The 23,481-nt window shown below is 37.7% G+C and carries 19 protein-coding genes and 2 pseudogenes; 16 read left to right on the top strand and 5 right to left on the bottom strand.

Annotated elements, in window-relative coordinates:
- Positions 1-105: 105 nt before the first annotated feature.
- Positions 106-1,107: a bifunctional riboflavin kinase/FAD synthetase gene (locus ACFIMU_RS07375; RefSeq protein WP_375696962.1), complete on the bottom strand. Its 1,002-nt coding sequence runs from the start codon at positions 1,105-1,107 to the stop codon at positions 106-108.
- The gene (locus ACFIMU_RS07370; RefSeq protein ID WP_375607263.1) at positions 1,107-1,952 is read right to left on the bottom strand and encodes a TIGR01459 family HAD-type hydrolase; all 846 of its coding nucleotides are present in this window, start codon (positions 1,950-1,952) and stop codon (positions 1,107-1,109) included. Before ACFIMU_RS07370 ends, ACFIMU_RS07375 begins: the two co-directional genes overlap by 1 nt.
- 1,190 nt (positions 1,953-3,142) lie before the next feature.
- On the opposite strand from ACFIMU_RS07370, the gene ACFIMU_RS07365 reads away from it, so the two are divergent.
- Entirely contained in the window at positions 3,143-3,502 is a 360-nt protein-coding gene (locus ACFIMU_RS07365) for a helix-turn-helix domain-containing protein (RefSeq protein WP_375608097.1), read from the top strand.
- A 382-nt stretch (positions 3,503-3,884) separates the two neighbouring features.
- Here ACFIMU_RS07365 and ACFIMU_RS07360 read toward each other — a convergent pair.
- The 3 genes and pseudogenes from ACFIMU_RS07360 to ACFIMU_RS07350 form a co-directional block, all read right to left on the bottom strand.
- A pseudogene (locus tag ACFIMU_RS07360) lies at positions 3,885-4,275 on the bottom strand (integrase); the annotation flags it as partial.
- A 465-nt stretch (positions 4,276-4,740) separates the two neighbouring features.
- Positions 4,741-4,977 carry an EexN family lipoprotein gene (locus ACFIMU_RS07355; RefSeq protein WP_375607261.1) on the bottom strand — a complete coding sequence of 79 codons (237 nt, stop codon included), beginning with the start codon at positions 4,975-4,977 and terminating at the stop codon, positions 4,741-4,743.
- 1,032 nt (positions 4,978-6,009) lie between these two features.
- Entirely contained in the window at positions 6,010-6,735 is a 726-nt protein-coding gene (locus tag ACFIMU_RS07350) for a hypothetical protein (protein WP_375695838.1), read from the bottom strand.
- A 398-nt stretch (positions 6,736-7,133) separates the two neighbouring features.
- Between ACFIMU_RS07350 and ACFIMU_RS07345 the strand changes: the two genes are divergently transcribed.
- The 15 genes and pseudogenes from ACFIMU_RS07345 to ACFIMU_RS07275 form a co-directional block, all read left to right on the top strand.
- Positions 7,134-7,454 carry a TrbC/VirB2 family protein gene (locus tag ACFIMU_RS07345; RefSeq protein ID WP_375696961.1) on the top strand — a complete coding sequence of 107 codons (321 nt, stop codon included), beginning with the start codon at positions 7,134-7,136 and terminating at the stop codon, positions 7,452-7,454.
- On the top strand, positions 7,455-7,763 hold the full coding sequence (locus ACFIMU_RS07340; RefSeq protein ID WP_212112790.1) for a type IV secretion system protein VirB3: 309 nt from the start codon (positions 7,455-7,457) through the stop codon (positions 7,761-7,763).
- A 22-nt stretch (positions 7,764-7,785) separates the two neighbouring features.
- A complete protein-coding gene (locus ACFIMU_RS07335; protein WP_375696965.1) occupies positions 7,786-10,140 on the top strand; it encodes a VirB4 family type IV secretion/conjugal transfer ATPase in 2,355 nt (784 codons plus the stop codon).
- Entirely contained in the window at positions 10,137-10,622 is a 486-nt protein-coding gene (locus ACFIMU_RS07330) for a type IV secretion system protein VirB5 (protein WP_375610596.1), read from the top strand. The genes ACFIMU_RS07335 and ACFIMU_RS07330 overlap by 4 nt, the downstream gene beginning before the upstream one ends.
- Positions 10,609-11,595 (top strand): type IV secretion system protein, encoded by a 987-nt coding sequence (locus ACFIMU_RS07325; RefSeq protein ID WP_375607256.1) that lies wholly within the window; start codon positions 10,609-10,611, stop codon positions 11,593-11,595. The genes ACFIMU_RS07330 and ACFIMU_RS07325 overlap by 14 nt, the downstream gene beginning before the upstream one ends.
- 210 nt (positions 11,596-11,805) lie before the next feature.
- Positions 11,806-12,108 carry a type IV secretion system protein VirB7 gene (locus ACFIMU_RS07320; RefSeq protein WP_375696960.1) on the top strand — a complete coding sequence of 101 codons (303 nt, stop codon included), beginning with the start codon at positions 11,806-11,808 and terminating at the stop codon, positions 12,106-12,108.
- Complete coding sequence (locus ACFIMU_RS07315; RefSeq protein WP_375614693.1) at positions 12,062-12,766, top strand: virB8 family protein; 705 nt, start codon at positions 12,062-12,064, stop codon at positions 12,764-12,766. The genes ACFIMU_RS07320 and ACFIMU_RS07315 overlap by 47 nt, the downstream gene beginning before the upstream one ends.
- On the top strand, positions 12,763-13,629 hold the full coding sequence (virB9, locus tag ACFIMU_RS07310; RefSeq protein ID WP_375607253.1) for a P-type conjugative transfer protein VirB9: 867 nt from the start codon (positions 12,763-12,765) through the stop codon (positions 13,627-13,629). Before ACFIMU_RS07315 ends, virB9 begins: the two co-directional genes overlap by 4 nt.
- On the top strand, positions 13,622-14,782 hold the full coding sequence (gene virB10 / locus ACFIMU_RS07305) for a type IV secretion system protein VirB10 (RefSeq protein WP_375607252.1): 1,161 nt from the start codon (positions 13,622-13,624) through the stop codon (positions 14,780-14,782). The genes virB9 and virB10 overlap by 8 nt, the downstream gene beginning before the upstream one ends.
- The gene (gene virB11 / locus ACFIMU_RS07300; protein WP_375607251.1) at positions 14,779-15,849 is read left to right on the top strand and encodes a P-type DNA transfer ATPase VirB11; all 1,071 of its coding nucleotides are present in this window, start codon (positions 14,779-14,781) and stop codon (positions 15,847-15,849) included. The genes virB10 and virB11 overlap by 4 nt, the downstream gene beginning before the upstream one ends.
- A 62-nt stretch (positions 15,850-15,911) precedes the next feature.
- A complete protein-coding gene (locus tag ACFIMU_RS07295) occupies positions 15,912-16,130 on the top strand; it encodes an antitoxin VbhA family protein (protein ID WP_375607250.1) in 219 nt (72 codons plus the stop codon).
- 10 nt (positions 16,131-16,140) lie between these two features.
- Positions 16,141-17,775: a BID domain-containing T4SS effector gene (locus ACFIMU_RS07290; protein WP_375696959.1), complete on the top strand. Its 1,635-nt coding sequence runs from the start codon at positions 16,141-16,143 to the stop codon at positions 17,773-17,775.
- A gap of 155 nt (positions 17,776-17,930) precedes the next feature.
- Positions 17,931-19,850 carry a Ti-type conjugative transfer system protein TraG gene (gene traG, locus ACFIMU_RS07285; RefSeq protein WP_375696958.1) on the top strand — a complete coding sequence of 640 codons (1,920 nt, stop codon included), beginning with the start codon at positions 17,931-17,933 and terminating at the stop codon, positions 19,848-19,850.
- Positions 19,851-20,366: 516 nt separating this feature from the next.
- On the top strand, positions 20,367-21,995 hold the full coding sequence (locus ACFIMU_RS07280; protein WP_375687694.1) for a BID domain-containing T4SS effector: 1,629 nt from the start codon (positions 20,367-20,369) through the stop codon (positions 21,993-21,995).
- 248 nt (positions 21,996-22,243) lie between these two features.
- A pseudogene (locus ACFIMU_RS07275) lies at positions 22,244-22,429 on the top strand (type IV secretory system conjugative DNA transfer family protein); the annotation flags it as partial.
- Positions 22,430-23,481 lie beyond the last annotated feature (1,052 nt).

Here is a 23,481-nt window from a genome sequence, read left to right as displayed (position 1 = left end):
AACAACGGAAAAAACATATATTCCACGACGTTTTGGAATATATCTTTGTGATTATAATCACTTTAAGTGCTATTTTTACAGCTCTTCTCTCTTTTTCAGATAAATTTAGAACATATTTTTAAAAGTAAGCAGTCTGTCCAACGTTGATAATGGTTGTACTGTTTTTAAAATTTCTTTTGCTTTCTTTTCATCACGATGCATTTGGGCAATCAAAGGTTCAAGTCCATCAAACTTTTCTTGTCCTCGCAAAAACTGGAAAAAAGAAACGGTACAATTTTCCCCATAAAGGTCGTCGTTAAAGTCAAACAAATAGGTTTCCAAAAGGGGCGCCCCATCCTTAACAACCGTTGGACGACAACCAAAGCTTGCAACACCATCATACAAAACACCGTTCGCACGACGCAAACGTACCGCATAAACACCATGAGCCAAACGAACTTGGGGAGGCAACATTTGATTAGCGGTAGGAAATCCCAAAAGACGTCCAAGTTTTTCACCTTGAATAATATTGGAGCATATCCGATAGTGATACCCTAACAAATGGGCTGCTTTGTCCACTTCCCCTTGTGAGAGAAGTTGCCGAATAAAACTCGAGGAAATAATCAAAGATTGTGATTCTTGAGGACGAGCAACGCAAGGAACTTGCACAACCTCAAATCCATATTTCTCTCCCCTTTTGCAAAGAAGATGTACATTTCCACTTTTCTGATGACCAAATTGAAAATTTTCGCCTGTCACCACAACTGAAACATCAAAAACTTCCTTTAAAAAAGACTTAATAAATTCGTCCGCTGAAAGAGCGGCAAACTGTGCATCAAAGGGCTGTTCAATCACACCATTAAAGCCAAGGGTTTTAAAAATTTCAGCTTTTTCAGCTGCCTCTGTCAAACGATAGACAGGAGTTGAATGTTGAAAAAAACTTCTTGGATGTGGTTCAAAGGTTAAAACAACGGCTGGTTTCTTTTTTATCCGCGCAAAGTCAAGTGCTTTTTGCAACACCACCTGATGCCCACAATGAACACCATCAAAATTTCCAAGTGCCAACACTGCTCCCCGCCAAGCCGAGGGAAACATATGAATTCCCTGAAGACGCAAAAAATTAGTCATTACTGAAGTGCCCACATGATTGCTTGTGGTTTATAACCATGATGTTCAAGAAAAGAATGCAAAGCTTGCTTATCAACCACACCATTTTGCGTATAATCATAATGATGAATCCCCCCCATAATATAAAGGGCATCAAGACCAAAGTGAGCCGCTCCCTTAATATCCGTTAAAAGACCATCACCAATAGCTAAAACTTGACTTTTTTCTACTGTTCCCCGTATTTTTTGAAGTTTTTCAAAGGCACATTCATAAATAGGCTCGTGAGGTTTTCCAGCAATGCGCACTTCCCCTCCTAATTGTTGGTAAAGACGAGCCAATGCACCAGCGCACCAAAATTCTTTATTTCCATAATGGACAATCACATCTGGGTTCGCACAAATAAAAGGTAAATTCCGCGCCCGCATACGAAGAAACATCTCCTCATAAGCAGAGGGTTCTTCGTCAAAATCTTCAAGAAAACCGCTACAGACGACAACAGAAGCCTCCCATTCTTCAACAAATTCACACTCTAACCCTTCAAACAGCACCAAATCACGTTGTGAACCAATGAAAAAAACTTTACGTGGAGCATTCTGAATGAGATCGCGCGTTACATCCCCTGAGGTGATAATGGCATCATAATAGTCGCTATGAACATTCATACTTTGTAATTGAGCAGCAACATCTTCCCGTAGCCGAGGGGAGTTGGTTAATAAAATGACAGTTTTTCCCATTTGTCGGATTTTATACAACGCCTTCAACGCTGGTTCAAATGCATGTACACCATTATGCACAACACCCCACACATCACAAAAAACAGCATCATAATGCGCTATAATAGTCTCAATATGGGTAAGTTCATTCATGGTGCACCTATCTCTATTTGTCATTTAAAGCTGTCTTTTACTTCAAAACTACTTACCGAAAGATAATACTTGTGTCATCTGCTTTCTCAAACCATATCCCAACTTTTTATCGTCTATAGAGATCATAAGAAATGATAAAATAACTAAGTTATCATTAAGTTGTGCAAAATTCTAAAATGCTTGATAGCAAAAGCTTATCATTCCCCAATGCTCATTTTTCTCATAAAAATTTTAATTCTAACAACAACGACGTTGATAGAGTTTTTTATTTAAAATACTCAAATTCTTCACTGAGAAAATAAACGTATCCCCCTCTTAAAAACATGCATCATGAGAAAGCCCAATATATTTTCTCATTTCAAATTTGTTTATATTGAATCAATCAAAACCTATTCGCTTACACATTATAAGCAGAGAGCGTACAGATAAAAACATGTGAAGAGAGAAAAACTCTTATGCTCCCTTTCAAAGGCAAAAACTGTCGTAATATTTTGAACTGGCAGAGAGTATGTGCCGTCCGAGCATCTTTTTTTCAGTAAAGATAGGAATATAGCTTTTATCCCATTCATAGAAGCTTTTACACTATATATTTTACGAAGCACCATTGTAAAATAGGCGCTAACATTGAGAAATATCTTCTAAAACAAACATGTGAATATACAACAATCAGATCTATAATGTTTTGAGTTTATTTTGCATGAGGGCTCTTTACTCATAAAAGCTTTCCCCTATCATCATGATATCTCAGACGTATCAAAACAAGCCATTTTGGTTATTGGTTAAGAGCAACACCGTAAGCGGTGCCTTGAGCTTAAAAACCAAGGTTTACCTTCGTAAAATGCATATCTGATGTCATGCGTTTAGTAAGAAAACTTTAAAAGTTTGAAAGGCAAAAAACCTCCTATTTAAAAAAATTTATCCGTCTCAAGAAAAACTATTTTTATTGCCAATCTCCTAAAATTACTTTATGAGTCAGAAAGTGTCTTGGCCGCATACGCAACGACTAATAGGGATTAAAAGCCTGAAAACTCAAACATGAATTGACCCCGCTTTTCGGGTATCCCGGAATTCTGGGAGATTTTGCTATGTCCAAGTGTGTCGACGCACTAAAAGCAAAATGCTGATTTAAGTTCAGTACTTTTAACTCCCGGAATACTCATGCGAGGGCGCTCGCAATCGGTGGGGGAAAAATGCAAGCTCCAAATCTTAATATTGATCTTTTTGTGGGCAAAAAGATTCGCTTTAGGCGAAAAATGCTAAAAATGTATCAAAAAACATTAGGGCATCATTTAGGTATCACTTTCCAACAAATCCAGAAATATGAAAAAAGCTTAAATCGCGTGAACGCAGGACGTTTAAAGGAAATTTCCGATATTTTTAATGTTCCACTTGCCTTTTTTTACACTGATATCATCAAAAAAGACAATACCCCATACCATTATGATGAAATCGCCTCGAACAAAGAAGAATATTTGCTTTTAAAAAGTTTTAGAGTCCTCACATCTGTCAAGCAGAAAGCGATTTTAAACTTAATTTGTGATCAAAATTAAAACGCTTTAAAAGCATAGCTATAGGGTACTACACGCCCTATTCTTGGCTTTCTCCCCACACCTCAAGGGACGCTCCCTCCTCAAACCGGTTGATAAACAATCCGCCTTCTCAAAAATAACTCCTTCTCAGCTTTCAATTTCATAGGATTCCTTTCACAAAATTATATAAAAAAGCCCTCCCTTGAATATTCATCACACTCTCTTATCAAAACAGCCTATGCATAAATTTTTGTGTCTTATATCACCATACCGCAAACAATAGTGTTTTACAGCACAATAGGACAAGCATTCATACGTATAAAGGGTAGCGCCCTCTTCGCTGTGGACACTCCATTAATTTTAAACGATGTGCATTTAATATACTTTCGTAAGATGCCTGCTTATAAAGGCATAAAGGTGAAAACCATTTACCATCTTTCCCATCTCCTTTTAATTCAGCTTTACGGCTTTCAAAAATACCCAAAGCAATATCTTTTAAATAATGCAGATTGCTTATTGCCTCACGCTTTTGTTTATCGCGTTCTTTAATGGGGTAACAACCCTCACGTAAAATAGAACGCCACCCAATTTCCAATTCATAGACTTGTTTAAAAAAACATCTCTTAAAGTACCCAAGCCCACTTCGCGACAATGCCCATGAATGGTATAACGGTAAATTCATTGAGCAGCCCCATCTTTACGCTTGTGGGGAAGCAACCCGGCACCATCACAAACTTTGCCAGCTCCCAATGTTGCAACAGCTCTTGGCACTTAAGACGATTCATAAGAACTATTTTTAGTCCTTTCTTATACAAATTCTATCCACATACTCACCCCGCTTGTGATATGCAAGAAAGTGATTTTGATTGCTTCAACATAAACAGGTTTGAAATGAGAGAATCTTACGATATTCGGGACTCTCACTCAACATACAAACAGTAAATTATCATTATAAATGAATTTATTGTATAAAGACTTGGTATCATTATACATTCCTAAAAGCATTTTCTTTCCTCTAAAGTCTCAATGCGATACCAATGCCATCATAAGACAACGCAATCCTATACTCTCGTGAGAATAATCCTCAATTTTACAAAGTTGAAACAAACAACATAATGACCAATACAATTTGAGGCAATTATCTAAAAAATGATAACGATTACTACCTATAAAAATTAAAGAGGCAATTATTCTTTGAATAGTAACTTCTTTATTGAGACATTAATATATCAAAATTTATTGTAGAGTGTATATTTCTATTAAAAGCCGTGTTCACGACCTGTAGAATCAAGCTTTGGCGAGAAAAATAGTTCATTATCTGCTTGGAGAACATTTTGACAATTTTTAGATTCCTGAACAGCTAGTCCTGAAAGAAAACATTTCTTTCCCCATTCTTCTCTTAATTTTGCATCTTTCTTAAAATCTTCCACACTATAAGTTTTTTCACATCCCACAACGAATAATAGAGCCATGCATAATAAAATAATTTTTTTCATTTTACCCCTCTTTAAAGAGCTTATTTGTTAACATCATCCCCTAAATGGATTTTTAATTTTCACACTATATGAGAATACAGCCTTACTATTACTTGCTTGCTTTCACAGCAAATACTCTGAGTAAAATAACGCAAGAAGAGCTCACGACAACCATTGTATGAATTTGTCATAAATACTATGAGAAGGAAAAAGCCAAAACTGACCACAAATGATAAAATCAGAAAGCGGACTAAAGCTTTTGTCCAACTAATTTCAAATATAGAGACTGTGATAAAAATTATCCCTATCCAGTAGGATAGTCTATGAACATTATAATGGTTAGTATTGCGATCAATGAACTATGAGGCCATAACAAACAAAGTACGAGCCCCTTCTTTTACCTATTTATATTTTGATCATTGTTCCCCATCGAAGGCCTAAATAGAAACGTTTTGTGATATATAGAAAACAATCAGCAATGCAAATCATTTTTACGAAGATTTCTTCGTGTAGAGTCTATTTGAAATCCATCCATCATTTGGAAGTCTGAATTTAAAAGCAGATAATTATGAAAGCTTTTCAAGGAATGCAACAGATTGATCACTTTTAAAGAAGTAAAAAACGTGATCCAATCCTGAAGACAAAATTCTGATGAAAAAACTTTTTCTATGAATTCTTTTAAGGCATTGTGAAAGATTTTATCCATTATATCAAACGTTACACCATTTGGAGATCTGTTTATTTTTTACTTTCATCAACACCGCTCTAGAAATCCGTTTCTTGAGCGTTTTTTATCGCCTCACTTTCTCCTTCAAACACAAATACTCAAAAATGCTTTGCCACCGACAATGACATTTTCCTGCTTTTATAAAACACATCAATAAGAGAAGCTATTTTAAGAGCAAATCTCTGTTCAACATGAATGTATCATCCATTTACTTCAAAAACGAAAATAATCTCACCGTTTATTCAAACTTGCTCTACGATTTGGTACAATTTTATTGATAAAGTTTTTTCTATAAAAATTTAAGTAAATATGTTCGTTAAAACCAATCATGGACTAGCAAAGGGGTTATAGGATCCATTATCTCGCCGCCATTTTAAAGGTTCAGTGAAATCACTCGACCAAAGACCAATCTTGTTGCCACGTGCTTTTTCTTCCGCATGATGATACTGGACTGGAATAGGATTTTTCCCCTCTTTTGAGAGTACCAACATACCTTCTGTAAGACCTGCCTCAGCTAAATCAACCCCTTGAACAAAACATTGCGCATAATAAACACCATTGTGCATCAAAGCCTGTTTACAGGATAAATCCTGCCCAAGTGTTTTGGTGACAAGCCAAGCCATTGTAACCACACCACAGGGCCATTCTTGATCATTTAATCTTGCTTTTTGACGGGGTGCACATGTGTCCACACCATAAAGATGAATATCACGGGAGATATGTGAGCGCCAAGATTGTGCAGCAGGCGTCAGTAATTTAAATGTAACCCCACTTGTAACAGAAGCCTTACCATGAAAAACAACAGCATTATTTGCAACATCATTTAATGAAACACTCTTCTGCAAATCGAGAGCTGGTTCATTTTTTTCTAATTGCTGTTTAGCGATAGGTCTACCCAACTTTTTTTCTTCTCGATAGAGATCGACAATATCTTGGATATCTTGCGTCTCAAATGTTTTAAGAATGCTGAAATCCATTTTATCTTTATATTGGCTTAATCCCCACACTGTGGCCCCCATAATGTAAATAATAACAATCAATTTAAATAGCATCTCTTAACACGCTCGCTCAAAAAATTCGTTTTTTTCCTATCATGTCAGATTATTGATCAGAAATCCCCTTGTTTTTAAAGAAAAAATCCAAATATAAGTGTTGCAGATTAACTACATTTTGTAAAGAATGATATTCTTTCTTTCATTATTTTAATATTGTTATTTTTACCAATATACACAACTTAAAATTGCCATTTTCATATAACACAATCTCAATTTGAAAAGACTTCTGTCTCTTTACGAAGAAGAGCTTGAGAGTGAACAGATCCACGATCAAGGCTTTTAAAACAAACAAACGAGAAGAATTAAACTGTCATCAAATGACAACACTCTCCAGTTTGTTAGAGGCGATGGAATGTCGATATATGAACAAATATTATTTGTTAAAGAGAGGTAAAATGACAGATAATAGATTCCAAAACATCATTTTTATCGTGACCATGCTGTTTTTTACAGCATTGCTTGTATCAGATCTTTCTTATGCTGCTTCTTCTACTAATGGAGGTGGTTTCGGGAAGCTTGATGGTGTTTTAGACAACATTGTCACAATGATGACGGGTCCAACGGCAAGGCTTATTGCTATTATATGTGTTGCTGCTGTGGGGATTGGCTGGATGTACGGCTTTATTGATTTACGCAAAGCAGCTTACTGTGTTCTGGGGATTGCTATTGTTTTTGGTGCCCCCACTCTCGTCGGCAAATTAGCGGGCACAACATAAATGAACGAAGATACTCTTTTCCTTGCCTGTACGCGCCCGGCCATGTTTGCTGGTGTTACAATGGAAGCGATGGCGCTCAATGTTATGGCGACATCCATTCTTTTCATTTTGACCAGTGATTTTACCATGTTTGGTCTTGGGATTGGGATGCACTTTATTTTGCGAGAAGTGACAAAGTACGATCACAACCAATTTCGCGTATTATTTGCATGGCTCAATACCCGAGGAAAACAAAAAAACCTCAACCGATGGGGAGGAGGTTCAACCTCCCCTTTACGCCTTATCCGCACTTATAAGGAACTAAGCTGAAGGAACGAAACTGGTGAAACAGATGTCAATCATGAAACGGGAAACTTTGCCTGAAGAATATATTCCCTATATACGCTACATCAACCAACATGTCGTTGCTTTAAATTCACGCTGTTTAATGGTTGTGATGGCTGTTGAGGGTATAAATTTTGACACTGCGGATATTGATCAATTAAATTCTTTACACAACCAATTAAACACCCTTTTAAAAAATATCGCAGACGAACGGCTTGCTTTATATTCTCACATCATCCGCCGCCGTGAAACTATATACCCAGAAGGTCATTTTCTTTCATCTTTTGCAACAATATTAGATGAAAAATATAAAAAGAAGATGGTTTCGCAAGAACTGTATAGAAATGATCTATTTATTTCACTGCTTTGGAATCCGGCCGCGGATAAAACAGAAAAGCTGGTTTCATTTTTTCAGCGCTTGAGCAAAGCGAAGAAAACACAATCTGAACCCGATGAGGAAGCTATTCGTAAACTCGAAGAGTTAAGTCAAGATCTTATGCAAGGTTTGGAAGAGTATGAAGTCCGTCTACTATCAATCTATGAACATGAAGGACTTTTATTTGCCGAACAAAGTGAATTTCTCCATCAACTAGTGGGGGGAAGACGTGAGCGTATTCCTCTCACATTTGGAACTATTGCTTCAACAATTTACTCGGATCGTGTTATTTTTGGGAAAGAAATTATCGAAATTCGCCATGAAAGCAATGAACGCTTTGTGGGCATGTTTGGATGGAAAGAGTATCCTTCTAAAACACGCCCAGGTATGACTGATGGTCTGCTTACGGTGCCATTTGAATTCATCTTAACACAATCCTTTGTCTTTAAAAGTAAGGCAGCCGCCAGTGCGATTATGAGCCGCAAGCAAAATCAAATGATCAATGCAGCTGACCGTGCTAGCTCACAAATTGATGCATTGGATGAAGCGCTGGATGATTTAGAATCAAACCGTTTTGTTTTGGGAGAACACCACATTTCTTTAGCTGTTTTTGCTGATCATCCCAAAATATTGTCTGAAAACTTATCAAAAGCACGTTCCCATTTAACCAATGGGGGAGCCGTAATTGCCAGAGAAGATTTAGGATTGGAAGCAGCATGGTGGGCACAACTTCCTGGAAACTTTAGCTATCGTGCGCGTTCAGGCGCCATTACTAGCAGAAACTTTGCTGCTTTATCGCCCTTCCATTCTTTCCCTGTTGGCAAACTGAACGATAATGTTTGGGGAGCTGCTGTCGCATTGCTAAAAACACAGGCCGGTTCACCTTACTATTTTAATTTTCATTATGGCGATCTTGGAAACACATTTGTTTGTGGTCCATCGGGCTCTGGTAAAACAGTGATTGTTAATTTTCTTCTTGCACAATTACAAAAACACAATCCAACTATGGTTTTTTTTGATAAAGATCAAGGAGCAGAGATTTTTGTACGGGCTGGAGGAGGGAAATATAAACCTTTAAAGAATGGGCAGCCCACGGGTATTGCTCCCTTAAAGGGCATGGAATACACCGAAAAAAATAAAATCTTTCTTCGTAATTGGATCTTAAAGCTGGTGACCGCTGAAGGGCAAATCGTAACAGAAGAAGAGCGACAAGATATCGCCAAAGCCATTGATTCCTTGGAAAACTTACCCCCAACCCAGCGCTCTCTTGGTGCCCTTCAACTGTTTTTTGACAACACATCCAAAGAAGGGATTGCCATACGGCTGCAACGTTGGATTAGAGGCAATGATTTAGGATGGGTTTTTGATAATGATCAAGATGATCTCAATTTAAATGCGCAGTTCATTGGATATGACATGACCGATTTCTTAGATAATGAAGAAATTCGGCGCCCCTTAATGATGTATCTCTTTCACCGCATTCTTGATTTGATTGATGGGCGGCGCATCATTATCGTCGTTGATGAATTCTGGAAAGCTTTAGAAGATGATTCATTTAAAGCTTTTGCGCAAGATCGGCTAAAAACAATTCGTAAACAAAATGGCATGATGCTCTTTGCAACACAAAGCCCTAAAGATGCTTTGAACTCAACAATCGCGCACACAATCATTGAGCAATGCCCCACCCAAATATTTTTTCCAAATCAAAAAGCAAATTACAATGATTATGTCGAAGCTTTCAAACTTACTGAGCGTGAATTTGAACTGATACAGTCAGAGTTAAGCAGAGAATCCCGTCGTTTTCTCATCAAACAAGGACAAAGTTCCGTCGTTGCAGAACTTAACTTACGTGGAATGAATGATGAGATCGCCGTTTTAAGCGGCACAACAAAAAACATTGAACTCATGAATGAAATTATCAACGAATATGGAGCTGACCCTGACAAATGGCTGCCCATATTTTATCAAAGGAGAAAAAATCAATGAAAAAATATGGCTTAGTTACACTGTTATCTTTTTCTTTTATTTCTCATGCAATATCACAAACGACACCCGATGTAGATGAATATTATAAACAAGCACTCGAGAACACACAAAAATTAAATGCTGCAAAATCAGAAACAGCTGAAACTATTTATAAAACAGCAACTGACACTGCAAATAAAATCAAAGAAATAAATCATCAATTTGAAAATATTCAATCAAAAAAAGACACTAAGCCTGAAGAATTGCAAGCCCTTCAACAAGAGCTTCAAATAAAACTTTCTCTTCTTCAAGCCGATCTTCAAGTGAATTCTTTAAAACTTCAGTCTCTTGATATGATTCAAGCAAGAGATACGAAAACGAAAGACGAATTGCGTGAAGAAAAGGAACAACAAAAGCATAAACATATTGAAAAACAGTTAAAAGAAAAAGAAAAACAATTAAAAGAAAAACTTGAAAGTGCGCGTACAGATGTCAGACTTTAGTTTTTCTCCCTTTGAAAGCGTTTCTGGGTATATTTTAAAACCCCTCGATAATGTGATGGACACAACGGTGAGTGGGCTATCTTCTGCTATTTCAGCGCCCTTAAATCTCGCTGCAATCATTTTTATCTTTCTTTATGGCTATAATGTTATGACAGGTCGCGTTGCGCTTTCCATGCATAGTCTTCTCAATAATGTTGTTAAAATCGTTGTTGTTACAACAATGGCAACGAATGCGGATATATTTAATACTTATGTCAAGGATATTTTCTTTAATGATTTATCCAATGCTATTGGGAATGCGCTTAACAGTAATCCTGCAAGCTCCAATGTTTTTGATTATATTTTGTTAAAGGCAAGTTCGCGTTATCAAGAAGTCTTATACAATGCTTGGTTTTTTGAAAAGATCATTGTGGGTCTTCTTGGTTCTATCATGCTTCTCGCAGTTATTCTTTTTTGTATAGGTGGTTTTATTGTGCAAATGTTTGCACAAGTTGCACTCGTCATGATTATAGGTCTTGGGCCTCTATTTATTAGTTTGTATTTGTTCAATGCAACGCGAAAATACTCCGATGCATGGATTACAACTTTGATCAATTTTACCATTTTACAAGTTCTCGTAATCATGCTTGGAACCATTATATGTCAAGTTATCCTACAGGTTCTCAAAGTTTCATATGAATCAATTTACGTTCTTTTTCCCCCTGTCATCGTCATTTCGATCATAGGAGTTATTATCTTCCGTGCACTTCCTGGTATTGCAACAGCGCTGGCCTCTGGCGGACCATACTTTAACGCTGGTGTCTCTTCAGGAGGACAGATTTTTACAATGCTTTCAAATGGTGCAAGAGCGAGTGGCAATGCAGTAAAAAGTGCCACTTCACAAATCTCAGGAGCTGCTGGTAACGCTGTTAGAAGTGCGGCAGGGGCGGCCGCAAAAGCAGGTAAATCTGGAGGTGGTCGTGGTCGATTTTAAGATAAAGCACCTCTTTAAAAGAATAAGAATTTTTGTTTTTTCCTTGTGTGCGCCAAAGGGTGCACGCGCCATGATCCTGTTCCAGATAAGATCTAACACCTTGGGTCTAACAACAAAACCAATCGAAATCTTGCATCACATAAACTTGTAAAAATGTTCAGAACAAAGGCTCTCATGCATTGTATTCCAAGATATTTGTGAGTTTAAAAAATGAAACAAAAAATAACTTTTGTTATGGTCCTAACAATGGTTCTTACTGGTTGTGCCTCTTTGAGTGGTCCTAAAAAACCACCACGCTGTAATGGCAAACATACACGCGCTTTAAATAAAGATAAGTGGAATTGGGACAATAAAAACATTGTCTACCCAGAAAAGAGCCTAAAGCCTGTTACTACTCCCATCATTCTCAATACTTTGGAAAGTGAAAAAGTAACAGCCAATTCAGCTTTATTAAAGCCGGTTATTCATGAAGCACGATCTGATAAAACTGTGGAGGTTATGCGTGAAAAGTGATGCCCTTGAAGAATATATAAAAGAAGCGCGCTCATTTGACATTGATCGCATGCATAGCATGCGTGTGCGGATGAAAATCTCCATGGCTTTAACAGTGCTTTTTGGATTGATGACGATTGCGCTAGCTTTAGCTGTCGCAGCTTTGACGCCTTTGAAAACGGTAGAGCCTTTTGTTATCCGCGTTGATAACTCAACAGGCATTATTGATACTGTAAGCGCCCTAAAAGAATCCCCTAACGACTATGATGAAGCTATAACGCGTTATTTTGCCAGCCAATACGTTCGCGCTCGTGAAGGTTTTCAAGCATCAGAAGCAGAAAACAATTTTCGCTTAGTCTCTCTTTTATCTTCTCCAAAAGAACAAAACCGTTTTGCAAAATGGTACGCGGGCAATAATCCAGAAAGTCCGCAAAATATTTATCATAACATGATTGCTACCGTCACAATCAAATCAATCTCTTTTATAAGCAAAGATCTTATCCAAGTTCGTTACTATAAAACGATCAGAGACTTGAATGAAAAAGAAAATATTTCCCATTGGATTTCAATCTTAAATTTTTCCTACGTGAACGCACACATTTCAACGTCTGATCGTCTTATCAACCCTCTTGGTTTTCAAGTATCGGAATATAGATCTGATCCAGAGGTGATAAAATGATCAGACTTTTGCAAACAATCTCTTTAATTTTTACGATCACTCTCAGCTTTCACACAGTTCTCTCACTTGCAGAAACAGCGCCTATCAGTGCACGTAAAGATAACCGCATCAGATTTGTCAATTATGACCCCTACAACGTCGTACAAATCATTGGCTCCATTCGCTCTTCGGTTCAACTAGAATTTGCCGTTGATGAAGAAGTAACCTATGTAGGAATTGGAAATTCGGTTGCTTGGCAAGTTGCACCGGCTGGACACTTTGTTTTTCTCAAACCACGTGAAGTCCAGCCTGTGACAAATTTACAAATTGTCACAAGCCGCCAAGATGGAACACAACGCTCTTATCAATTCGAGCTACAAGTCCGTGAAGGCGATGTTTCAGCGGGTAATGAGACGTATTTCTTAGTAAAGTTTCGTTATCCAGAAGATGAAGCCTTACGTAAGAAATTAGCCGAAGCAGAAAAAGAAAAACAACGTGAAGAAAACTTTGTCAATGATATTTTAAATATCCATGAAGATTTTGGACCACGCAATTGGGCTTATGAAGCTCAAGGCTCATCCCTCATTGAACCTGCTTCTGTCTATGATAATGGGAAAACAACAACCTTTACCTTTTTAGGCAACATTGAAATCCCTGCCATTTACATTGTATCGCCTGATGGGCAAGAAGCCCTTATTCCCAAATCGATTAAAGGCAACAAGGTTATTGTCCATGCGACATCTGCACAATTCACGCTACGACGTGGGAATGAAGTATTGTGCATCTTTAACAAAAGGTTCGTACCAAAAGGAATTAACCCTGAAACAGGTACGACATCACCATCTGTACAACGTAAAGTGAACCTAGGAAGCAGCCATGAATAACACCGTGGATGAAAAAAGCATTAATGATCGCGATACAATAAAAAATGCTCAAGGGAAAAGTCAACAGAACAATGTGGGGAAAGCTATTGCTCTTATTATTCTTTTCAGTGTCTGTCTTTATTTAGCCTATTCAACACTTGTTACAGACAAAAAGCAACCGGTTGAATCTTCAAAAGAAGGAAAAGTTATAAAACAAACAGAGCTTTTTCGTCCTGCAAAGCCTACCCCTCCCCCCTTTGAACAGCCTCAACGAAATAACGCTCTATTACCAAAAGTCGAGCTACCAACACCAAACATCAATCAATTAAATTCTGATGACTCACTGCTGGAGGCAGCACAACGTGCTCCTGTATTAGCTTATGCAAGTACACAACAAAGCAAAATAGATTCACAAACAAATAATGGTGCTTTGCCTCACCAACTTGAAAGTAAATCTGATGAAACGACACAACGTTTTAATCATCTTCTCAAACCCACAGTGCTTGAAGGTATTCGTGCTTCAACCCTTGGCAATCGAAACTACATCATCGCGATGGGAACTTCTATTCCTTGTATTTTAGAAACAGCCATCAACAGTGATCAACAAGGTTTTGCCAGTTGTATCATCTCCAGAGATATCTTATCAGACAATGGTCGTGTTGTGCTTCTTGATAAAGGCACCCAAATTGTTGGTGAATATCGCGCCGGATTGAAAAAAGGCCAAACACGTCTCTTTGTACTATGGAATAGAGCAAAAACCCCCAATGGTATCATTATATCCTTAGCTTCACCGGCAACGGATACTTTAGGGCGTTCTGGTATGGATGGAGATATTGATAACCATTGGCTCGAGAGGATTGGGTCTGCGCTTCTTGTCTCACTAATAAAAGATGCAACACACTATGCCAATAAACGTTTATCAAAAAAACAGGAAAAAGAAGAAACTGAAACTCTCTCTTCAGGACAAAACATCGCAAACATTCTCGTAGAAAATTACGCCAATATTCCTCCAACATTATCCAAAAACCAAGGGGAAATGGTGAATATCTTTGTTGCCCGCGATTTAGATTTTTCCAGCGTTTATAAATTGAAAGTCATCGAAAACAAAAAACAAATTATCAATCGAGCTGTTTCAAGAAACTTTTACAAAAATTCTGCGGTAACTTTAGAATGAACTCAAACTTACATACCATGTGCGATGAAACCGTTGCGATTGTTCTCACAAAACTTGAACCCATCAATGCTTTTTTGAAAGATGATAGTCTTTTTGAAATTGTTATCAATCGTCCCTATCAAGTCATGACTGAAGGATTTGATGGATGGAAAACAATAGAAGCACCGGCTCTCTCTTTTAATGAGCTTATGGGGATTGCGAAAGTTGTCGCCTCCTATTCCAAGCAAAACATATCGGACAAAAACCCAATATTATCTGCAACGCTACCAGGCAATGAGCGCATTCAAATTGTCATTCCACCGGCTGTCGAAAAAGACACGATTAGTATGACAATTCGTAAACCATCATCGCAGAGTTTTTCTCTCGAAGAACTCGCCAAGAAAGGCCTCTTCTCGCTCTGTGAACAGGTCTCTTTCACACCTTTGAATGACTATCATTCTCGTTTTAACGAACTCAAAATCATCGAGCATAATTTAGCCAATGCCTACTGTAATAAAGACTTTGTCTCTTTTTTAAATCAAGCTGTAGAATGTCAGAAAAATATTTTAATTGCGGGAAAAACCGGTTCGGGTAAAACAACATTATCAAAAGCATTAATCGCCAAAATCCCTCAAGAAGAGCGTATTATCACCATTGAAGACACGCAAGAATTGGTGATACCACACCCTAACCATGTCTCAATGTTCTATTCAAAAGATGGACAAGGCTTAGCCTCCGTTGGCCCCAAAGAGTTGCTTGAATCATCTTTACGGATGCGTCCTGATCGTATTCTTTTGCAAGAACTTCGAGATGGTACAGCCTTTTATTATATCCGCAATGTCAATTCAGGCCATCCAGGTTCCATTACGACGGTTCACGCATCAACAGCACTTGCAGCCTTTGAGCAGATGACCCTTTTGGTCAAAGAAAGTGAAGGCGGTGGTGATTTAGAGCGTGATGATATTCGAGGACTGTTGATTTCAATGATTGATATCATCATCCAATGCAAACGGATTGAAGGAAAATTTAAGGTCACAGAAATTTATTACGATCCCTTCAAACAACGAAACATCTTTGGAGGTGACTAAAAGAAAGATCACACCGGCTGCCAAAGGCTCTTTTAAAGCAACAATTGCAAATAAGAGAAAAAATGCATGAAAACCAACGAAACAGAAATAGAGAAAATCTTTTATCGATGACAGAGGAAGAATTAAAAAAACGCCGTGAAGCCGTTGAAGCAGCCATCAGCACCCATACGATAGAGGGAATAGCGCTTCATCCTACAACACTCAAAATTTTAGAAGAATACGCAAAGGGGAATATTTCACTCGAGAAATTTAACACTCTTATGGACAACGTAAAATTATAAGGAAGCTGCGATGCCAAAAGCAAAAGCAAAGACAAAAAATATACAGACAGTTTCTCCCCATCATTATGTCTACCCAAACACCACAACACTCAAAAATAAATATGGAATAAAAGACTTAAAATCCTTTCTGGATAAATGCTCAAAGGATACAGCAGAAGCGATGGTTAATCTGCGTGAATCCCCCGTACCAGAAAAGTTTGATAGCTCCTATCTATGCTCTATACATCACCACTTATTTAAAAATACCTTTGAATGGGCTGGATATCTGCGCCATCTCCCCTTTACATTTGAAGATGGTACCACAGCCGCCATGCCCGAAATGAAAAGAACAGGATGGGAAAATCCTTTTGCACTCGGCGATGAAATCCAAGACGGTTTACAAAAATTAGATCAAACGCTTGCCGAAAAAGATAATTTGCAAGGCTTAACGCGTGAGAAATTTAACGCTGAAGCAATAAGCTTATTTAACGCCCTTAACCAACTCCATCCTTTTAGGGGAGGAAATGGACGTACACAACGGGTCTTTTTTGAAAATCTCGCCAAAGCCGCAGGGCATCAGCTTGACTTTTCACTTGTTACAAAAGAACGCATGATGCTCGCCAGTGTTGCTGTAGCAGAAAATGGTGACCTAGAGCCAATGCAACATCTGTTTGAAGATATCTCTAATCCCAATAAAATACTTCTTTTAAAGGAATTCATGAACAACATGAAAGAACTTGGACGCAATGTTAATGATCGTCCTGTTATGGTTGCAAAAGAAGGTGAAACCTACACAGGTACCTATAGGGGTGCTGGTTATGATAGCTTTGCTTTCAATGTGAAAGGCGCTTACATCATCGGCAATAAAGAACAGCTCACGCCAGAACAACTCAAAACATTAAAACCTGGTGATAGATTTACCTTTACCGTTCCCAAAACAAAAAAGCTTGAAAGCATTCTCATTCCAGAAGAAAGATTAGCCCCTTTGACAGAAAATGAAACGGCCCAAATGGTTGCAGAAGATTCTTGTGTCCACGCAAGCCTAAAACAGGTTCAGCAATTGTCAAAAATTGTTTATGGTAACGAAAAAACATTAAACAAACAGATGGTAGAAATCATCAAAAATCCAAGCTTAGGCCAACAGCTCGCTAACCAGATTGAAAGAGCACCGCACTCTATTTCTCATCTTGCCGGTTTCAGTTTATGTGGACTACAAAACCAGACACGTGCAAACGCTAAAAATCATCTTGAGATGCTCTGTACTGCCGTTGCAAATTTCGCGTATGCTGTAAAACATGCTGAAAAGGAAATTACGCAAGAACATGCAACAGAACAAAGTCGTCGTGCAAAAACGGTAGAAATGCCAAGTCAAAGCTTGCAAGATCTCTTCGCCTTGCCAAAAGAATTACAGCAAGAAGCTTTAGCAAAAAATCCTTCACTGCAAAAAGAGCTTACAAACTTTGCAAAAAGCATCAATAACCGCCTCTCACCAAATGAACATAAAGCAGTCCAAAAGAATGACTCTGAAACATTGGCTCAAAGTATTGGTGTATCAGAAAGTAAAGCTAAGCAAATTACAGAAATTATTAAGCAAACCAAAGAAGTACATCAAGGAGCGCAAATATGCACAATGCATCGTTCCCAAGCATTTGCTATGGCCTGCTAAGAATAGATAAAACCTTTCTCCTTAATGAGAAAGGCTCATAAGCAAAAACTGTCTGGCGTTATCTGCACCTTTGCAAAAAGAGATGAGAGTTCATATCACACACTTGGAAAAGAGCATTTCGCAACATATTCTGACAGAATTGAAAGTAAAATACAATGAAATATACCAAAACACAAATGGTAATCATTTTAACACCGATCGCTTTAGGTGCTTTAACAATATTCCTTGTCCCTCACTTTTTGTTGTTTATAACAAATGGACTAAAGAGCGATCAAATTTATTGGACTCTTCGTTCAGAACCTTTATTAGTCCTAGCACTAACGGCTACTGTTTCATTGTTGTATAGTCTCTCGCAAAAACTGCACCTGCGTAGAATAATCACTTTTGTCTCCGTTGTCTTTTTTGGAATGACTGCTCTTTACTATATTGGTGGTGAAATAAAACGCTTAAGTCCCTATGTTGGACAACAAGGAATAACGTGGAGCTACGCTCTTCAATTTATGGATCCCATGGTTGTCTTTGGCATCATCATTGGTGTTTTTTTGTCCCTCATTCAATTCATAACAACCTCTCCACCTAAAAGTAAGGTCAAGCGTGCAAAAAAAGGTGTTTTTGGTGAAGCATCATGGATGAATTTAAGAGAGGCAGCAAAAATCTTTCCTGCCAATGGGCAAATTGTTGTGGGTGAAAGATATCGTGTCGATCAAGATAATGTGTGCAACATTCCCTTTGCACCTGGCAATAAAACAACATGGGGAAAGGGTGGAACAGTCCCTTTGCTAACCTTTAATCTTGATTTTGGTTCAACTCATATGATCTTTTTTGCTGGTTCTGGTGGCTATAAAACAACAAGTACAGTAGTTCCTACGTGTTTAACCTATCCAGGGTCTATTATTTGTCTTGATCCTTCAACAGAAGTTGCCCCAATGGTCAAATATGCGCGTCAAAAAATGGGAAATAGAAATGTCATTGTTCTCGATCCCAACTCATTGTTAACAAAAAACTTTAATGTCATCGATTGGCTTTTAGACGACAGCGTACCACGCACACAACGCGAAGCGAATATTGTAAGCTTTTCAAAGTTGCTTCTTACAGATAAAAAATCAGACAATTCTTCAGCGGAATATTTCTCAACACAAGCCCATAACCTATTAACAGCTCTTCTTGCTCATGTTGTATTTTCTGATGAATATGAAGACAGCGAGCGCAATTTAAAAACATTGCGTGGTATTCTCTCTCAATCAGAAACAGCTGTTGTTAATCAATTACGCATGATTCAAGAAACAACACCTTCTCCTTTTATTCGTGAAATGGTGGGTATTTTTACAGAAATGGCAGAGCAAACCTTTTCAGGAGTCTATACAACCGCCTCAAAAGACACCCAATGGCTTTCTTTATCCAATTATGCAGATCTTGTCTGCGGAGATGATTTTTTTTCCTCAGATATTGCCAATGGCAATACAGATGTTTTTCTCAATCTCCCCGCAAGCATTTTAAACAGTTATCCAGCTATTGGACGTGTGATTATTGGCGCCTTTCTCAATGCCATGGTTACAGCAGACGGTAACTATAAAAAGCGTGTTTTATTCGTCTTAGATGAAGTTGATCTTCTAGGCTATATGAATATTTTAGAAGAAGCCCGCGATCGTGGACGTAAATACGGCACATCCTTGATGCTCTTTTATCAATCCACGGGTCAGTTGGTCAATCACTTTGGCGAAGCAGGAGCACGTTCATGGTTTGAAAGCTGCTCCTTTGTCAGTTATGCGGCCATTAAAGACCTTCAAACAGCTAAAGACATTTCAGAACGCTGTGGTCAAATGACCGTTGAAGTCACCGGAACGAGCAAATCAAGAGGTTTATCTTTAGGAAAAAGTTCTTACAACATCAATTACCAACAAAGAGCTCTCATTTTACCCCACGAGATTATTCAAGAAATGCGTCAAGATGAACAAATTATTCTTATGCAAGGACAACCCCCTTTGCGATGTGGTCGCGCCATCTATTTCAGAAGAAAAGAAATGTTAGCCGCAGCTGCAAAAAACCGTTTTGCCCCAAAAGCACAGAAAAACTAAAAAACACCCTCCAATGGAGGTCATGCATCAAAACAAAAACATCAAAGGATAAAAGCAGAGACTCTATCTCATAAAAGCCTATAAAGAAGGAATTCCCGCTTGATACAACAAGAAAAATATAGGGAAAAGTCTTTGAATGATGGTATTATGCCTGTGCTTACCAATGCCAATTTTCTTTATAAAGCACTCTCCTCATCTCCAAATAATAAATACCAATCATATCTATGCCTTGAGAATCCTATCAAGAAACTTTTGAAGGCACCGCTTTTATAGGAAAATTTTTCTACAAAAAAATTAAAAGACAATATGCATGAAAACAACCCAAATGAACTATTCTCTCTCAGTAAAAGAAAAAAGTGCCAAGATAAAGATTTATACACTCAAAAACACCTACGAATTTGAGGGATTTTTTCCTCACCCAAGTCTCAACATCTCAAAACAATATGCGTGGGGGATTTTCAAACAAAAAGTTTAACACACTCTCATAGACAATGTAACATTATAAGGAATGTAACAATGCCAAAAGCAAAAGAAAAAACAAAAGGAATTCCCTCACCCCATAATTATATCTATCTTGGTACCCAAATTCTCAAAAATAGATATGGAGAAACAGATTTAAAACGCTTTCTGGAAAAATGCTCACATGATAGGCAAAAAGCCATGATCAATCTGCGTGCAGAACCCCTGCCAGAATATTTTAATTCAACTTATCTATGCCATATCCACCAACAATTGTTTAAAAATACCTTTGTATGGGCTGGACATCTGCGCCATATCCCCTTCGCATTTACAGACGATAGCATTGCCGCCATGCCAGAAATGAAAAGAATGGAATGGGGCAATAATTTTGCAACTGGTGAAGAAATCCCTGAACTCTTACAAAAATTAGATCAAACGCTTGCCGAAAAAAACAATTTGCAAGGCTTAACACGCGAAGAATTTGTCAAGGAAGCAACGAGTCTATTTTATTCTCTTCACAAAATCCACCCATTCATAGATGGCAATGAGCACACAGAACAAGTCTTTTTTGAAAATCTTGCCAAAGCTGCAGGACATCAGCTTGACTTTTCGCTTGTCACACAAAAACGTATGATGGCTGCCTGTAGCGAAGCAATGCAATATAGCAATACACAATTGTTGAAAGATCTTTTTGAAGATATCTCCAATCCCCCCAAAATACGTCTTTTAAAAGAATTTATGGACCACATAAACAATACGGGACGCAACGTGGATGATCGCCTTGTTATGGCAACAAAGGCAGGAGAAACCTATATAGGAACTTATAAAGGTTGTTATTCAGAAAGTTTTATACTCGATATGCAAGGAACTTACATCATTGGTAGCAAAGATGATCTCACACCAGAACGATTAAAAACATTAAAACCTGGTGATATCATTACCTTTACCGCCCCCAACAGCAAAGAGCTTGAAAACACGCTTATTCCAAAAGAAACATTAGCGCCTCTCACAAAAAGTGAATGTGCCAAAACAGTTGCGCTAGATAGTTACGTTCTCAAAGCTCAAAAGCAAGTCCGAGCTTACGCAAAAACTGTTTATGGTGACGCAAACGTATTAAACGAACAGATAGAAGAGATTATTAAAAATCCAGAATTAGGCAGACAGTTTGCTAATCAGATTAAACAGGCACCGCACTCTGTTTCTCCTCTTGCAGGTTTTAGTATATGCGGTCTACAAAATCCGACACGTGTACACGCTCGAAATTATCTTGATGTGCTCTCTCTTGCAATTGAGAATTATGTGTATACTGTAGAAACTACCTATAATATAGTCACTCGAGACCATAAAATTAAACAAGAACGCCTTGGAAAAGCGGTAGAGAATCCCAGTCAAAACTTGCAAAATATTTTTGCTTTATCACCGGAAAAACAAAGAGAAATCTTGTCTCAATCTCCTCAATTATACCAAGAGCTCCGTACTTTTATAAACAGTTTAGAACATCGTCTCTCATCAAACGAATGTAGTGCGATCACAAACAAAGATTATGAAACACTTGCACAAAGTATTGGTATATCAGAACAGAAAGCACGAGAAATTACCGACATTGTTCAAAAAGCAAGGAACGCTCATAGCCAATTCTACACACGCACACAAAATCGTTCAAATACACTTGCTATGGCCAACTAAAAAATATGAAACTTTGTTTTTTTGATTTAAACACCTATGTGGAAGAGATATTTTAATATTCTTATCATACATGCAAAAAACAGACTACTTAAGCGCCCTACCACCAATTTTGCACATAGCATATACACCATATCCAAAGCAATTGGACAGGATAATTGTTAATTCCTTTTAAACGTCATGATTACTACTGACGAAAGCTACAAAAGCCTATTTTATTTGTCTTAGATGGAGTCGATTTTCGTGGTTATATGAATATTTTAAAAAGAGCTCTCATTTTACCCCATGAGATAATTCAAGAAATGCGTCAAGATGAACAAATTATTCTTATGAAAGGACAGCCCCCTTTGCGATGTGGCCGCGCCATCTATTTCAGAAGAAAAGAAATGTTAACCGCTGCTGCAAAAAACCGCTTTGCTCCACAAAAGAAAAACTAACCTTCTATTATGAGATCTTGACTATGAAAAGAACAACCACAGAAACAACATAGATTTCTGTTTTTTAAAAACCCGTTAACAAAAAGTTTTTGACCGCTTCCACACACACATATAAGGAAAACATGATAAAAAAATCCGTGTTTTTCCTTTTTGTATTTTGTGTATCGTTTTACCAGCGCCCATCGTCTTTATAAGAAATACCAAAACCCTCAAATTATCTATAACTAAACCAACCTCTCCACTTGGAAAAGTCCTGCAAATACATTCCTACAAAGCTTTTTGTGTATAATTTATCCCCTACAAACAACCAAAAACATTTCACAACGCTAATCACCAATATCAAGGCTTAAGAAAAACAAACGATTGATCTTTGAGACAAGAACTCTCAAAACACCTACACTCAAGAACATCGATTTTTTCCCAAAAAATATTTAAGATATACATCAAAATGAATAAATCATTCTTACACAAGCTTTCCCCCCTTTACGATATCATAAAGTGTTCTATTTTAACGATAAAGCGCTGAAAAAAGCTTTTTTTTCAACCAAAGAAAGAGTTTTCTCTCTCATGGATCTTAGAGCAGCGCAATATAATAAGAGCAACAATATAAAATAAAAAACATTTTGTTGCAAAATACACAAAAAAGATATCCGTATGGCAAAATATTCATATGGAGCAATAAGAAAAACATAATGGAGAAAAATTTTTGATGACTGCTTTTGCCCATAGATTCACCAATCTGAGAGCTGTGTATGAAAAGTACCAGCACCATCCGCTAACCAAGAGCGATTACACCCGCTATATCCACGCCCCTCATCAAAGCGCTCTTGCAAATAACTTTGTTAAAGGAAAAAACAGTTTTAAGCTACATTTTTCTTTTTGACCTCTTTCTTACACCTCAAAGAACGAAGATTTTGCCCAAAGTCAATTTATAGAAAATCCATTTTCTGGCCACTCATGAGCTTCATATCAGCACCCTAAATACCAAGTATTTTACAGCACAAGATAATAAACACAGGAAACATCAGAAAAGCTTTTCAAAAGCATCACAA

Origin of the sequence: Bartonella sp. AC70YNML (assembly GCF_042196545.1) — a bacterium.
Taxonomy (GTDB): Bacteria; Pseudomonadota; Alphaproteobacteria; order Rhizobiales; family Rhizobiaceae; genus Bartonella.
The sequence above is the reverse complement of the archived record's forward strand: the minus strand, read 5'-3'. Positions and strand labels throughout refer to the sequence as shown.